The organism is Rhizobium sp. BK529 (assembly GCF_014194105.1).
In the GTDB taxonomy this organism is placed as follows: Bacteria; Pseudomonadota; Alphaproteobacteria; order Rhizobiales; family Rhizobiaceae; genus Rhizobium.
On the sequence record NZ_JACIAU010000004.1, the window covers coordinates 48,025 to 61,994 of the forward strand.

At 60.1% G+C, this 13,970-nt stretch carries 15 protein-coding genes; 8 read left to right on the forward strand and 7 right to left on the reverse strand.

Annotated elements, in window-relative coordinates; genetic code table 11:
* Positions 1-35 precede the first annotated feature (35 nt).
* From lptM to FHX08_RS22975, 3 genes are all read left to right on the forward strand, one after another.
* Positions 36-230 (forward strand): LPS translocon maturation chaperone LptM, encoded by a 195-nt coding sequence (gene lptM / locus FHX08_RS22965; RefSeq protein WP_132655554.1) that lies wholly within the window; start codon positions 36-38, stop codon positions 228-230.
* Between the two features lie 12 nt (positions 231-242).
* The gene (gene lysA, locus FHX08_RS22970) at positions 243-1,511 is read left to right on the forward strand and encodes a diaminopimelate decarboxylase (RefSeq protein WP_132655556.1); all 1,269 of its coding nucleotides are present in this window, start codon (positions 243-245) and stop codon (positions 1,509-1,511) included.
* Positions 1,512-1,679: 168 nt separating this feature from the next.
* A complete protein-coding gene (locus FHX08_RS22975) occupies positions 1,680-4,319 on the forward strand; it encodes a TIGR02302 family protein (protein WP_132655558.1) in 2,640 nt (879 codons plus the stop codon).
* 57 nt (positions 4,320-4,376) lie between these two features.
* Here the strand turns inward: FHX08_RS22975 and FHX08_RS22980 are convergent, their stop codons facing one another.
* The 3 genes from FHX08_RS22980 to FHX08_RS22990 form a co-directional block, all read right to left on the reverse strand.
* Positions 4,377-4,736 carry a response regulator gene (locus FHX08_RS22980; RefSeq protein ID WP_132655560.1) on the reverse strand — a complete coding sequence of 120 codons (360 nt, stop codon included), beginning with the start codon at positions 4,734-4,736 and terminating at the stop codon, positions 4,377-4,379.
* Between the two features lie 119 nt (positions 4,737-4,855).
* Complete coding sequence (hpt, locus tag FHX08_RS22985; RefSeq protein ID WP_132655562.1) at positions 4,856-5,398, reverse strand: hypoxanthine phosphoribosyltransferase; 543 nt, start codon at positions 5,396-5,398, stop codon at positions 4,856-4,858.
* Between the two features lie 111 nt (positions 5,399-5,509).
* A complete protein-coding gene (locus FHX08_RS22990) occupies positions 5,510-6,175 on the reverse strand; it encodes a hypothetical protein (protein ID WP_132655564.1) in 666 nt (221 codons plus the stop codon).
* Positions 6,176-6,380: 205 nt separating this feature from the next.
* On the opposite strand from FHX08_RS22990, the gene ftsE reads away from it, so the two are divergent.
* The 4 genes from ftsE (at position 6,381) to FHX08_RS23010 (ending at position 9,830) form a co-directional block, all read left to right on the forward strand.
* Entirely contained in the window at positions 6,381-7,040 is a 660-nt protein-coding gene (gene ftsE / locus FHX08_RS22995) for a cell division ATP-binding protein FtsE (protein WP_132655566.1), read from the forward strand.
* 67 nt (positions 7,041-7,107) lie between these two features.
* Positions 7,108-8,055 (forward strand): cell division protein FtsX, encoded by a 948-nt coding sequence (locus FHX08_RS23000; RefSeq protein WP_409527417.1) that lies wholly within the window; start codon positions 7,108-7,110, stop codon positions 8,053-8,055.
* 65 nt (positions 8,056-8,120) lie between these two features.
* Positions 8,121-8,834 (forward strand): YdcF family protein, encoded by a 714-nt coding sequence (locus tag FHX08_RS23005; protein ID WP_184327654.1) that lies wholly within the window; start codon positions 8,121-8,123, stop codon positions 8,832-8,834.
* 198 nt (positions 8,835-9,032) lie between these two features.
* The gene (locus tag FHX08_RS23010; protein ID WP_132655572.1) at positions 9,033-9,830 is read left to right on the forward strand and encodes a lysophospholipid acyltransferase family protein; all 798 of its coding nucleotides are present in this window, start codon (positions 9,033-9,035) and stop codon (positions 9,828-9,830) included.
* Here FHX08_RS23010 and FHX08_RS23015 read toward each other — a convergent pair.
* Positions 9,827-10,360 carry a gamma-glutamylcyclotransferase gene (locus FHX08_RS23015; RefSeq protein ID WP_132655574.1) on the reverse strand — a complete coding sequence of 178 codons (534 nt, stop codon included), beginning with the start codon at positions 10,358-10,360 and terminating at the stop codon, positions 9,827-9,829. The two genes, FHX08_RS23010 and FHX08_RS23015, sit on opposite strands and share 4 nt — an antisense overlap.
* 50 nt (positions 10,361-10,410) lie before the next feature.
* Here FHX08_RS23015 and FHX08_RS23020 point away from each other — a divergent pair, with 50 nt between their 5' ends.
* Positions 10,411-11,427: a DUF2125 domain-containing protein gene (locus FHX08_RS23020; protein ID WP_132655576.1), complete on the forward strand. Its 1,017-nt coding sequence runs from the start codon at positions 10,411-10,413 to the stop codon at positions 11,425-11,427.
* Here FHX08_RS23020 and FHX08_RS23025 read toward each other — a convergent pair.
* Genes FHX08_RS23025 through hisC form a run of 3 tightly spaced genes read right to left on the reverse strand, consistent with a single transcriptional unit; the run spans position 11,424 to position 13,866 of the window.
* Positions 11,424-11,843, reverse strand: a complete 420-nt coding sequence (locus FHX08_RS23025) for a GNAT family N-acetyltransferase (protein ID WP_132655578.1) — start codon at positions 11,841-11,843, stop codon at positions 11,424-11,426. The two genes, FHX08_RS23020 and FHX08_RS23025, sit on opposite strands and share 4 nt — an antisense overlap.
* A gap of 2 nt (positions 11,844-11,845) precedes the next feature.
* Positions 11,846-12,772: a prephenate/arogenate dehydrogenase family protein gene (locus tag FHX08_RS23030; RefSeq protein ID WP_132655580.1), complete on the reverse strand. Its 927-nt coding sequence runs from the start codon at positions 12,770-12,772 to the stop codon at positions 11,846-11,848.
* Positions 12,769-13,866, reverse strand: a complete 1,098-nt coding sequence (gene hisC / locus FHX08_RS23035) for a histidinol-phosphate transaminase (RefSeq protein WP_184327655.1) — start codon at positions 13,864-13,866, stop codon at positions 12,769-12,771. The genes FHX08_RS23030 and hisC overlap by 4 nt, the downstream gene beginning before the upstream one ends.
* Positions 13,867-13,970 lie beyond the last annotated feature (104 nt).

A 13,970-nucleotide genomic window follows, 5' to 3' on the forward strand; every position in this document is an offset into this window, starting at 1 on the left:
GAAGGTGCCAGCCAGTGCCCGACATGAGGATATCCATGCAGACGAGCTTGCCGCATTTCATCCGCCTCACGGTGGTTTTTGCCGTCATCGGCCTTGCCGTTGCCGGATGCGGCCGCAAGGGTGATCTTGATCCTCCGAGCGCCAACGCGACGAAGGGCGGCGATCTTTCCAAGCCGACGAAACAACCAGGCTCCGTCGACAAGCCTTTTATTCTCGATCCCCTTCTCTAAGGCCAGACTCCTGTGAACCATTTCGAGTATCGCGACGGCATTCTCCACGCCGAGAATGTTTCCGTTCCTGACCTCGCCAAGGCGGTCGGCACGCCGTTCTACGTCTATTCGACAGCGACGCTCGAGCGCCATTACCGGGTATTCGCCGAAGCCTTCGGCGACATCGATTCCATGGTCTGCTACGCGATGAAGGCGAATTCGAACCAGGCCGTGCTGAAAACACTCGGTCGGCTCGGCGCCGGTATCGATGTGGTGTCGGAGGGCGAACTGCGCCGCGCGCTTGCTGCCGGTATTCCCGCGAGCCGCATCATGTTCTCGGGTGTCGGCAAGACCCCGCATGAGATGGATTATGCGCTGGAAGCCGGCATCTACTGTTTCAACGTCGAATCCGAACCGGAGCTCGAAATCCTCAACCAGCGCGCCGTCCGTGTCGGCAAAAAGGCTCCCATCTCCTTCCGCATCAATCCCGATGTCGATGCCCGCACGCACGCGAAGATCTCGACCGGCAAGAAAGAAAACAAGTTCGGCATTTCCTGGGAGCGTGCCCGCACTATCTACGCCCGCGCCGCCAGCTTGCCAGGCATTGAAGTGACCGGCATCGATATGCATATCGGCAGCCAAATCACCGAGCTACAGCCCTTTGACGATGCCTTCAAGCTGTTGCACGATCTGGTCAATACGTTGCGCGCCGATGGCCACACGATCCACCATGTCGATATCGGCGGCGGGCTCGGCGTTCCCTACAAGGACGACAACAATCCGCCGCCCTTGCCGGACGCCTATGCCGCAATCGTCAAGAACCAGCTTCGCGGGCTGAACTGTAAGATCATCACCGAGCCCGGCCGACTGATCGTCGGCAATGCCGGCATCCTCGTCACCGAGGTCCTCTATGTGAAGGATGGCGGCGAGAAGACTTTCGTGATCGTCGATGGCGCGATGAACGACCTCATCCGCCCGACCCTTTATGAAGCCTATCATGAGATCAAGCCGGTGGTGATTTCGGCTGCTAACGCTCCGCGCATCCGTGCCGATGTCGTCGGCCCCGTCTGCGAAACGGGTGATTACCTCGCCCTCGACCGCGAAATGGCAGCCCCGAAGCCGGGCGACCTCCAGGCCGTCAGCACCGCCGGTGCCTATGGCGCGGTCCAGGCCGGTACCTACAACAGCCGCCTGCTGGTGCCCGAAGTGCTGGTCAACGGCGACGAATTTCACGTCATTCGCCCACGCCGCACCTATTCGGAATTGATCGGTCTCGATTCCGTTCCGGCCTGGCTGGACTGAAAGTCGCAATCACTTTTTGGCTACCAAAGGCGAAAAACTGGTATTCGGGGGGCCTCGCCCTCGCCTTCGCCACAAAGAGTGTTATCCTTTTCCTTCGCGAGCGTATTGCCCAGCAATCGCCGGAAGGGCCCTGTGTTCCCTGAACGCCAGATCGCGGAGACCGGATTGATGACAAGCCCCGCAGGGCAGAAGAAGAAAGGCGCATTCGCGCTTCACCCCTCTCTGGCGCGGCTGGTGGCGGCAAAACGTTTCCTAGCCCGCATCGTGCTTTTCGCTGAGCAAGTCCTTCCGCTGGCGGTGCCGGTCCTTTCTATCGTTGCAATTTATCTCTCCGCCTCCTGGTTCGGCGTCTTTCGCGTCGTACCGGATTGGCTGCGCATCATCCTGCTGATCGCCTTTGCCGCCGGTTTGGTCGCCTCGCTGCTGCCATTCCGCAAGCTTCGCTGGCCACAGGTGGTTGAAGCCGATCGCATGCTCGAAGAGCGCAACGGCCTGCCGCACCAGCCGGTCATGGTGCAGGAAGATGAGCCAGCCTTCGACACGCCTTTCGCCCGCGCCTTGTGGCGCGAACACCAGACGCGCATGGCGCGGAAGATCGCGACGCTGGACGCCGGTTTGCCGCGACCCGATATTGCCCGGCACGACCGCTTCGCATTGCGCGCCATTCCGGCACTGCTCGTCGTCAGCGCCTTTGGTTATTCCCTGTCGATCAATGGCGGCTCCATTGCCGATGCGTTTCAGCCTGCTCCCGCTCAGGTAACGAGCAATCCCGCTGTGCGCGTTGACGCCTGGGTAACCCCGCCTGCCTATACCGGCCGGCCGCCGATCTATCTGACGGCCGATGGCAGCGAGCAGGCGCCGATTGGCGTTCCGCAGTTCTCCAGCCTCACGGTACGCGTCAGCGGCGGCCAGTCGGCCGAAAAAGTGATCTTCAGGAAAGCCAATGGCGAAAGCGAAGAAATCGCCGTTCAGGATGACAGCCGGCCACAGCAGCCAATCGCAAACACCAATGCCGAACAGGCTTCGGGCGCTCCCGCCGCGTCTCAATCGATGGCGCAGACGCACATCATGAAGCTTGAGGAGGATGGTGCACTGCAGGCAAATGGGCGCACCTGGAGCTTCAATGTGCTGCCTGACAAGGCGCCGGAAATCGCCTTTGACGGCATGCCACGCCGCGCCGTTAACGGCGCGTTGGAAATCGGCTTCACGATGAAGGATGATTACGGCGTGCAGGAAGCCCACGCAGAGATCGTCCCGATCGAATCCGACCCCTTGGCCACGCCGCTCTATCCGCTGCCCGAATTCAAGCTCGATATTCCCCGCCGCAATGCGCGCGACGGCAAGGGCTTGACAAGCAAGAACCTGACGGAACATCCGCTCGCCGGCAAGCGAGTGCGCATTACCCTCGTCGCCAAGGATGCCGCAGGCCAGACCGGCCGCAGCCCGCCCTACGAAATGGTCATGCCATCGCGCCCCTTCAGCGAGCCGCTTGCCGCCGCCGTTGCCGAAGAGCGCCAGACCTTTGCGCTCGATACCCGCAAGATGCCGGAAGCGATTGCCCTCAACGAGGCGCTGACGATCCGGCCCGAAGAGACCATCCCCAACACGACCCACTATCTGCTGATCGAATCCGCGCTCGCCCGCATGAAACTTGCCAAAGGCGACGAGCAGCTTAAGGATACGGCGCAATATCTTTGGGATATCGCTCTCGGCATCGAGGAGGGTGATCTCTCGCTTGCCGAGCGGCGGCTGCGAGATGCCCAGCAGAACCTTGCCGATGCGCTGAACCGCAATGCGCCCGACGCCGAAATCAAGAAGCTGATGGACGAGCTTCGCAAGGCAATGCAGGACTATGTGAACGAGCTCGCCCAGCGCCTGCAGAACGCCCCCATGCAGCAACCGAACCAGAATGCCCAGAATTTCCTGCGCCAGCAGGATTTGCAGCGCATGCTGGACCAGATCGAGAATCTGGCCCGGTCAGGCAATCGTGACGCTGCCCAGCAGATGCTCTCAGATCTGCAGCGACTGATGAACAACCTGCAGACGGCACGTCCGCAGCGCGGCCAGCAGAACCAGAACAGCCAGATGACGCAGCAGATGGACAAGCTCGGCCAGATCCTGCGCGACCAGCAGAAGCTGATGGAGCAAACTTTCCGCCTCGACCAGCAGCTCCGCGACCGCATGCAACGCGGCGATCCCAACATGGACGAAATGATGCCGGGCGAGGAAGGCGAGCAGCAACCACAGCAGGGCCAGGAGCAGCAGCAAGGCCAGCCGGGCGACCAGAACCAGATGACGGCAGAGCAACTGCGCGAAGCGTTAAAGCAGCTTCGTTCGCAACAGGATGCGCTTGGCAAGCAACTGCAGGAACTGCAGAAGAGCCTTGGCGATATGGGTATGAAGCCGGGCGAAGGCTTCGGTCAGGCCCAGCGTGAGATGGAGGGCGCCGGCCGCGACCTCGGCCAGGGCAACGGCAGCAGCGCCCTGGAAGGCCAGGGCCGCGCGCTCGAAGCCTTGCGCAAGGGCGCTCGCGACATGATGAGCCAGATGATGCAGGCACAGCAGGGCCAGCAAGGACAGCAAGGCCCGAACGGGCAGCTCGGCCAGGGCAACCAGAACGGCCGCGATCCGCTTGGCCGTCCACGCCAGACCGATGGGCCTGACATGAACAATGATGTGAAGATACCCGACGAGATCGATGTTCAGCGTGCCCGGGAGATCCTGGACGCGATCCGCGAAAAGCTCGGCAACAATCCAACCCAGGCGATCGAGCGACAGTATCTCGAGCGGCTGCTGGATATTCAGTGATGCCGAGAAAATGAAAGGCAGTTGGCGTGCCCAGAGGCACGCCCGTGCCACAAGATGTTAAGCCACCAAAGCTCGTGCCACCGCCTTGCGGATATCCGGCAGGGCGAACGGCTTAGGCACGACATCGACGATCTTTTCGGCGAGGTCGTCGGCCCGTTCGCGCTGTTCGGCATAGCCGGTCATCAGCAGGATTTTCAACGCCGGAAAGGCGTCCTTGGCCTGATGTGCAAGTTCGATGCCGTCCATGACCGGCATGCGAATATCGGAGAGCAGCAGGTCGTAACTGCCACCCTTCAGCTTCTCCAGCCCCTCCGCCCCATCGGCGGCTTCATCGGTCTCATGACCGTCAAGGCGTAGTGCCCGGGCTACGAAAGTGCGAAGGGAATCCTCGTCTTCCGTGATCAGAATTTTTGCCATCTGTGCATTGCTCCGTCGTCATGCCCCGCGACGGAAATCGCATGCGGTTCCCTAGCGATCGGTAAACATGCCAAGCCGATCGGCGAAATGGTTAACAAGCCGTCTTGAAGCGAGACGGCTCACGCGTCGCCGGTAACCACACCGACGAAGGGCAGTTCGCGGAAAGCATAGGCGACATCCATGCCGTAGCCGACGACGAAATAGTCGGGGCACTCGAAGCCGACATAGTCTGCTTCCAGCTTTTCCTTGCGCTTCACGCTCTTGTCGAGCAGCACGGCGATGGTGACGTTGCGCGCACCACGCTCATACAGGAGTTCCTTGGCAAATAGCAGTGTCCGACCAGATTCAAGGATATCGTCGATCAGCAGGACATCACGGTCCTTCACGTCGCTGTCGATGTCCTTGACGATGCGCACGCCCTGCGAAACCGTGCCAGTGCCATAGCTCGATAGCGTGATGAACTCGACTTCGGGAGCAAGGCCCGTATCGTGCAGGGCCCGCAGCAGGTCGGCGGCAAAAATGAAAGAGCCCTTGAGTACGGCGATGACCAGGAGATCTTTCGTCGGCCCGGCGGCGATCTCTCGCGCCATGGAATGATTGCGCTCGGCGATCTGCTCGGCGGTGAAGAGCGGCTCGATGTTTTTTCCGCGCACGACAGGCATAAAGACTTGCTCCATAAAATGAAGGGTAAGCCGTTAGCACATTAATTCCGCCGAAACACCCCGCAAGGACAGGTTTTTGCCACCGACGAACCTAAAAACGCCTGCCGGTTATCAAGGCATGAAGGAAAGCCGGACCTCCGGCAGCTTGCCGCCGGCATGTTGTACGCGGGCCGAAAAACCCCGGCTCTGGCCGGCATAGACGACATCCGTCGGCGGCTCGATGACGATGCTGGCCGTCAGCCGCTCGTCGGAGACGAGATCGGCGCGGATCGGCCTGACCTGCTGTGTCACACCGCTATCGTTCTCGATGATGCCGTTGATCAGCAGGATGCGCATGCCATTGGCATCGCGTGGCGTGATCGTCACATGGGAGAAATGAAGCGTATCGGTCGGAGAGGTTCCGCCCTGCGACAAGCCGGAAAATCCGCCGGCAAGCCCGAAGACCAGCACGAAGAGCGAGATCACCAGTGCCGCAAAGCCTCTTAGCGACGCCTGTTGCAGCCAGACCTCCGTGCCGAGCAAGGTTGCAGAGATGGTGGCAAGTGGACCGGACGGATGGGCCTTGGGCGAAGCGGTACGGCGGCTGTTGTCATTGAAGCTCGCATTGCGGACTCCGGCACGGGTCCCTTGCGGCTTCGCCTTGCCGACAACGACGAACTCGGCATCCGCAACATCATCCATTCGCGGCATGCGACGGACCTGGCGGATAGACGGTTCCGGCGGCAGAAAATCATAAGCCTGGCCGGCGGCCTGTCGTCTGAAGAAGGATGCTTCCATGGTGGCGGCCTCTCGGATGTCCACATGGTTTCGCTGCCTGAGACAATCTTGGCATTGAAACGAATCCACCCCAGTCGTAAATTTCAATGGTTAATGCTTCGCAAAGATCGCCATCAAACGGGCGTCTTTCCGGCAAAATTTACCGGCTGTTAACGGTGTTGGTTAACAAGTCATGCGGTGAAACCACGAAAGACTGAGCTGCCCGTTGATCCACTTCGAGAATGTCGGTTTGCGATATGGAATGGGCCCGGAAATCCTCCGGGACCTGACTTTCGACATCCCGAAAAAGTCCTTCCAGTTTCTGACCGGCCCGTCCGGCGCCGGCAAGACCACGCTGCTGCGCCTGCTCTTCATGTCGCTGCAGCCGACCCGCGGCCTGATCCGCATGTTCGGGCGTGACATCTCCGAAATCCCGCGTCCGGAACTGCCGCTGCTGCGCCGTCGCGTCGGCATCGTCTTTCAGGATTTCCGTCTTCTCGACCATCTGACGACCTATGAAAACGTCGCCTTGCCGCTTCGCGTGCGCGGCAAGGACGAGAGCACCTATAAGACCGATGTACTAGAACTCCTGAAATGGGTCGGCCTCGGTGAGCGCATCAATGTGTTGCCGGCGGTGCTATCCGGTGGTGAGAAGCAGCGCGCCGCCATCGCCCGCGCGCTGATGGACCGACCGGAAGTGCTGCTTGCCGACGAACCAACCGGCAACGTCGATCCGCCTATGGCCAAGCGCCTGCTGAACCTCTTCCTCGAACTCAACCGATTGGGCACAGCCGTGGTGATCGCTACCCACGATCTCTCGCTGATGGACCAGGTGGAAGCCCGCCGCATGATCCTTTCGGAAGGGCACCTCGATATTTATGACTAAGACGCCGACCAGGACCCGCACCAAGCAGCCTACCGCCGCTCCAGCCGAGCAGCCCAAGCGACCGGAGATGCGTGTGCGCCCGACGGCACCTATCCTGCCGCCGTCGAACATTCAGGGCAATGCGTTGACTGTGGTGATTGCCATCATGGCCTTCCTCGCCTGTCTGACACTCGGCGGCGTCAGTATGGTCCGCTCGACAGCAGCAAGCTGGGAAAGCCAAATCTCACGAGAGATTACCATTCAGATCAAGCCGGATGATAATCTGGATATGGAAAAGGCTCTCGTTCAGGCCCGCGATATCGCGCTGACCTTCGTCGGCACGAAGAGCGGCCAGATCGTCGATGAAGCCGCCACAGCGCGTCTGCTCGAGCCTTGGCTGGGCAGCGGGCTGGATATCAAGGAATTGCCCGTACCGCGCCTGGTCATCATCACCATCGACGAGAGTAATCCGCCAGATTTTGCGGCAATGCGCGACCTGCTGAAGGAAAGCATTCCGCAGGCTTTCCTCGACGATCACCGCACCTGGGTCGACAGGCTGGTTGCGATGGCTCGCACCACGGTCATGATCGGCACCGGCATCTTGCTGCTGGTCTTTACCGCTATGGTGCTGACGGTAGTCTTCGCCACCCGCGGCGTCCTCTCCGGCAACCGCCACATTGTCGAAGTGCTGCATTTCGTCGGTGCCGAAAGCTCCTTCGTTGCGACGGAATTCCAGAAGCATTTCCTGAAGATCAGCCTCAAGGGCTCAGCGATCGGCAGCGCACTGGCCGCCCTCTTTTTCGCAGGCGCCGGCTTCTTGCAGAGCAGGACGATAGCCACACCCGAGACCGATCAGGCGACGGCTCTGTTCGGCACCTTTTCAGTTGGCGCGCTCGGCTATCTCGGCATCTTCGCGACGATGATCGTGATCGCGCTCCTGACAACCTTAACCGCACGGCTCACCGTTATGCGCACGATCTATGAAATCGATACCTTGCGCTCCGATCCGACGCGTGCGGACGGTATCCCGAATTAATGCGCCATGCCGTTTTGCCACGAAAGCGTCTGTTCTGCGCCGCAATCAGCGTATAATCACGATTCATGACGATGGGCCATACGACACGCAATCCGATTCGCCCGGACCCGGAGCTTGAACGCCCCGTGAATGTCCCATCGCGGCGCGGCCCAATCCGCCGCGTTTTGCGCTGGGTGGGCTTTTCCTGCGTTCTGGTCGCAGCACTGATTTTCGTCGGCTTTTTGCGCTTTGCTGATTCGGTGACCACCTTAAAGCCACCTGCCGAGCCACGGGCGGATGCGATCATCGTGCTGACTGGCGGCTATCAGCGCATCGACCAGGCTGTCGAACTTCTGCAGAAAGGCGCCGGCAAGCGGCTGCTGATATCCGGGGCGCATCCTTCCACCACGCCAAACCAGATCCGCAGGATGACACAAGGCTCCGCCGATCTCTTCTCCTGCTGCGTCGACATCGGTTACGACGCGCTCGATACGATCGGCAATGCCGAGGAAGCCTCAAACTGGATTCACGCCAGGGGCTACAGGAGCATCTTGGTCGTCACCAACAACTATCATATGCCGCGCAGCCTCGCCGAGCTTGCCTATGTGGACCCCGACATCCAGTTCATTCCTTATCCCGTTGTCAATTCCGATCTGAAGACGAGCGATTGGTTCACCGATCCGAACGCCTTACGCGTCATGCTGGCTGAATATGCCAAGGTGCTGCTGGCAAGTGCGCGCAACATCGTTGGCCTGCGCCATACCGGCCTGCGTTCCGCCAGCCTGGCCAGCCAGAGCTGAGGCTTTTGGGCACTACAGCATCGGCCTGAAAATCAGAATCGATTTTCAGAAAGCCTGATGCGTAGATTCAAAGAGTTTAGAGCGTCCTTTGTGCGTCCGAATGGACGCACAAAGGACGCTCTAGCGGCAATCAGGCGCTTTTTATGACGGACAATATCGTGTAGGTCGGTCGACGTGACCGTGCCTCGGGAAAGTTTCATGATCGCCCTGCGTTCCGTTCTGTTCAATACGATCTTCTACGCCAACCTGATCGTCAGGATGATCGTGCTCTCCCCCATCTACTTCATCATTCCGCGCAAACTCGCCTACAGCGTTCCCAAGAACTGGGCGCGCTCGAACCACTGGCTGATGCGGGTGATCGTCGGAACGACCTTTGAGATCGAGGGGCTCGAGAACCTGCCGCATGGCAGCTACATCATTTCACCGAAGCATCAGTCCTTCTGGGATACTTATGCGCTGCTGCCCAACCTCGACGATCCGGTCTACATCCTGAAGCGCGAGCTCATGTGGATCCCGCTCTTCGGCTGGTACGCCAAGAAGCAGCGCATGATCCCCGTCGACCGCGGCGCCCGCGGCAAGGTGATGGTCGAAGTGCTGAAGCGCACCAAGGAAGAGCTTGCCACCGGCCGTCAGCTCATCATCTATCCCGAGGGCACACGGCGCCCGCCAGGAGCCGAACCGGTCTACAAATACGGCATCGCCCGCATGTATCGCGACCTGCAGCTCCCGGTCGTACCCGTCGTCATGCATCCCGGCCTGTTCTGGCCGCGCCGCAGCGCCATGCGCTATCCCGGTCATTTCAAAGTGCAGATCCTGCCGCCGATCATGCCTGGCATGGATCCCGACGCCTTCTTCGCCCACCTGATCGACGTGACGGAACGCGCCAGCGATCAACTGCTGATCGATACGGTGGAGCGCAATCCGCATGTGCCGTTGCCACCGACCGCTATGGAGAGGCTGGCTGAACTGCGGAAGGTGAAGGCTGCCACTGCCTAAGCTGCCGCGCGCAGCCGCGTCACTTCCTCGACCACCTGTTCCAGCCACTGGTCGCGAATGCCCATTTCCTTGAGATGCGCGAGTGTATTAAAAACATACGCATCGTTCGGACCGGACTGGCCAACCGAGACGTTGACGACCCGCGCCGCGGCAAACGCATCCAACGCGCCGGCATATTGTTCATGGGCACGGTCGACGACATAGGCGACGGCCCGCGCGCTGCGGCCATCGGCAAGCTGCAGCGACAGGTGCCGTTCGAGATAGACATTGGTAACGAGTTCGCGGGCGCGCAGATACTCAATCACCTCATCCCATTTTTCCGATGCCACTCGAAATGCCACGCCGCGGCAGGCCCCGCCCCTGTCCAGGCCAAGAACCAGACCGGGATTTTCACGGCTGCCGCGGTGGACGAAAGAACGGACACAGAGCGAGCGCCTGTAGCCGTAAACCAGGGCCTGCGATCGCTCGACGAATTCGAAGCCCGGATTCCACATCAACGAGCCGTAGCCAAATACCCAAAATTCGTCCATATCGCACGCCAGATCAAAATCAGATTTCGCTCTCACCATTGGAGAACATCATGGCAGCGTCAAGCCAATCCGGCAGCGGCCAATACAGCAGCGGTAGGAAATTCTGGTTGCTGGGCGGCGCGATCCTCCTGGTGATTGCTCTTTATGCAGGCGGCTGGTTCTATGCCGCCTCCGCATTGAAACAGACGGTGCTGACAGCGATCGCGCCGCGCGCAGATGCAGCCGTCAGCGGCGAATGCTCCGATATCGAATTCCGCGGCTTCCCCTTCCGCATCGGCTTGTTCTGCTCGAAGGTGGATGTGGATGACAATGTCAACGGTATCTCCGCGACCTTCGGCGCGCTCCGCTCCGCCGCTCAGGTCTACGCCCCAGGCCATATCGTCTGGGAACTCGACGCACCGGCCGAGATCCGCACGGCGCAAGGTCTGACGGTCAATGCCCAATGGGACAATATGCAATCGAGCCTCGTCACCAAGGCGCATGGGATCGATCGCACCTCGACCGTCATTGATGGGCTGAAGGCCGTGGCTATTTCCTCATTTACCGGGCAGACGGTCAATTTCGATGCTGAACGCACCGAAATTCAGCTTCGGCAGAACGGGGCGGACCTCGACGGCGTTATCTCCGTCGAAAACTCCAACGCCGTGGTCAAGAATTGGCCGCAAGTCTTCCCAAAATTCTCCGCCAGCGCCGACCTCACGCTGACTGGCAAGGCGGGGATGATCGACGGCACCGACAAGCAGGGCATCCACGGCTCGCAGGGTGAGCTTCGCCGCATTGTCGCCGATATTGGCGATGGCAAGGTGATGACCGTTTCCGGCCCCTTCGCCTTCGACGAAAACGGCTTCCTCTCGGGCAAATTCAAGCTGGAGATCGAGCAGCTCGGCCCCTGGGGCAAAAGCCTCAAGGAGACTTTCCCCAATATGGCTTCGACCGTCGACACCGCAACCAAGATGTTGAAAGCCCTTGCGGGCGGCGGCGACAAGGTTTCGGTTGATCTCGTCGTCGATCACGGCAATGCGACGGTTAGCGGCTTCATTCCGCTCGGCAAGATTCCGCCAATCTAAACGAGCTTTTTAAGGAAGAAGACTTCCGGCACCGTCTGGATGCCCGGCAGCTCGATAGAACCGGTTTCGGAAAAGCCATTGCGGCGATGCCAGTCCTGCGGCCGGCTTTCGTCGCATTCACTCGACGTCATCAGGAGACGTGCGCCGCGCTCGCGCATCTCCTTTTCCCAAGCAAGAAACAGCGCCGTCCCGACTCCGGATCGGCGATGGCCATCCAGCACACAGATCATTTCCATATACGGAATCCTGCCCCAGAAGCGGGAAAAGCGCAGGAAGCCGATGATCTCGCCCCACTCACGGGCAACAAGATATTCGCCGAGATCGATGCAGCGAGAAACCCATTCCTCGCCGACATGATTGTCTTCGCGAAGCAGCCATTCCATGTCCGTCCGGCCTGGCTTCGCGATCTCCACCATGACTATTTCTTTTCCAGCGGATGCGGGCGGCCGAAATCCGGTGCATCCACGTCCTGCCCTGCCTGAACGATCGAACGACGAATGGCGCGGGTGCGGGTAAAGAGTTCGAAGATCTTGTCGCCTTCACCCCAACGGATTGCCCGCTGCAGATAGGCAAGGTCTTCCGAGAAGCGCGCCAGCATTTCCAGGATAGCATCGCGGTTATGCAGGCAGACGTCGCGCCACATCGTTGGATCGGACGCCGCAAGGCGCGTGAAGTCGCGGAAACCAGAGGCCGAATATTTGATGACTTCCGATTCCGTCACTGTCTCCAGATCGTCTGCCGTGCCGACAATATTGTAAGCGATGAGATGCGGCAGATGAGAGACGATCGCCAGCACCCGGTCGTGATGCTGCGCATCCATTTCATCGACCTTGGAGCCGAGCGCTTCCCAGAAGCTGCGAAGCGTCTTCAGCGCCACCGGATCGGTGCCTTCGATCGGCGTTAGAATGCACCAGCGTCCCTGAAACAGCCCGGGGAAACCGGCATCCGGCCCCGATTTCTCCGTACCTGCGAGCGGATGGCCGGCAATGAAGTGCACGTTGTCAGGCATGTGCGGCTGCATCTGCGCGATAACGGAAGCCTTGGTGGAGCCGACGTCAGTGACGATCGCACCGGGTTTCAAGGTTCCGGAAATCTCTTTCGCCACGCTTTCGGAGGCGCCGACCGGCACCGACACGATAACGAGATCGGCATCCTTTACCGCCTCGGCCGAGGAGGTCGTATAACGATCGCCAAGTTCCAGCTCTTCGGCGCGCTTCAGCGTCTCGGCGCTGCGCGTGGCGACCACGACTTCTTTAGCAAGATTCAATCGCTTGATGTCGTGAGCCAACGAGGAGCCGATCAGGCCGATACCGATCAGGGTGATGCGGTTGAACTGCACTGTCATGCCTTGTGTCCCATGAACTCGGTGAGCGCCTCGATAACGCCGCGATTAGCCTCTTCCGGGCCGATGCTCATGCGCAATGAATTCGGAAAGCCATAGCCGCGAACCGCACGCAGGATGTAGCCGCGGCTCGTCAGGAACTCATCTGCATCCGTCGCCCGCCTGCCGTCGGCCTCGGGAAAATGGATGAGAACGAAGTTGGCGACGGACGGCGTGACCTTCAGGCCGATCGCCTCGAATGCGCTCGTCAGCTTCTCGATCCACAGGTGATTATAGGAAACGGCCTCCTGAACAAAGGACTGGTCTCGGATCGCCGCGGCACCTGCCGCGATTGCCGGCGCATTCATGTTGAAAGGTCCGCGCACACGGTTCAGCGCGTCGATAATCTCGGCCGGCGCATACATCCAGCCGACACGCAGTGCCGCAAGGCCATAGACCTTTGAAAAGGTGCGGGTCATGACGACGTTGGCATTCGAGGAAACCACTTCTATGCCCGCTTCGTAATCGTTGCGGCGAACATATTCCGCGTAGGCCGCATCGAGCACGAGGATGACATGCTTCGGCAGGCCAGCCTGCAGGCGGCGGATTTCGCTGACCGGAATATAAGTACCAGTGGGATTGCCCGGATTGGCAATGAAGACGATCTTCGTCTTGTCTGTCACCGCAGCAAGGATCGCATCGACATCGACCGTATGGTCCTTTTCCTTGGCCACGACGGGTGTGGCGCCGGCACCCATGATCTGAATCTTATAGACGAGGAAGCCGTGCTCAGTGATGATGCCTTCGTCGCCGGCACCAAGATAAACGTGGCAGAGCAGTCCGAGCAACTCGTCGGAGCCGTTGCCGCACAGGATGTTTGCCGGGTTGAGGCCGTGCACTGAGGCGATCGCCTCGCGCAGTTCAAGCGCCTGTCCATCAGGATAACGCTCGAGATTGCCTGCGGCCGCCTTGAAGGCCTCGATCGCCTTGGGGCTTGGGCCGAGGGGCGTCTCGTTAGAGGAGAGCTTGTAGACGCGAGCGACACCCGGCGCATGTTCCTTGCCCGGTACATAGGCTGCGATATCCAGAATACCGGGACGCGGAACGGGCTTGCTCATCTCAACGCTCATGGATCAACCTCGGAAATCGCCGAAAAGCCGGCGAAAGACTTGAGTGGCATTAAAGCCGAATGGCGTTTTTGTCGAGGGCTGCAGCGCCTAGA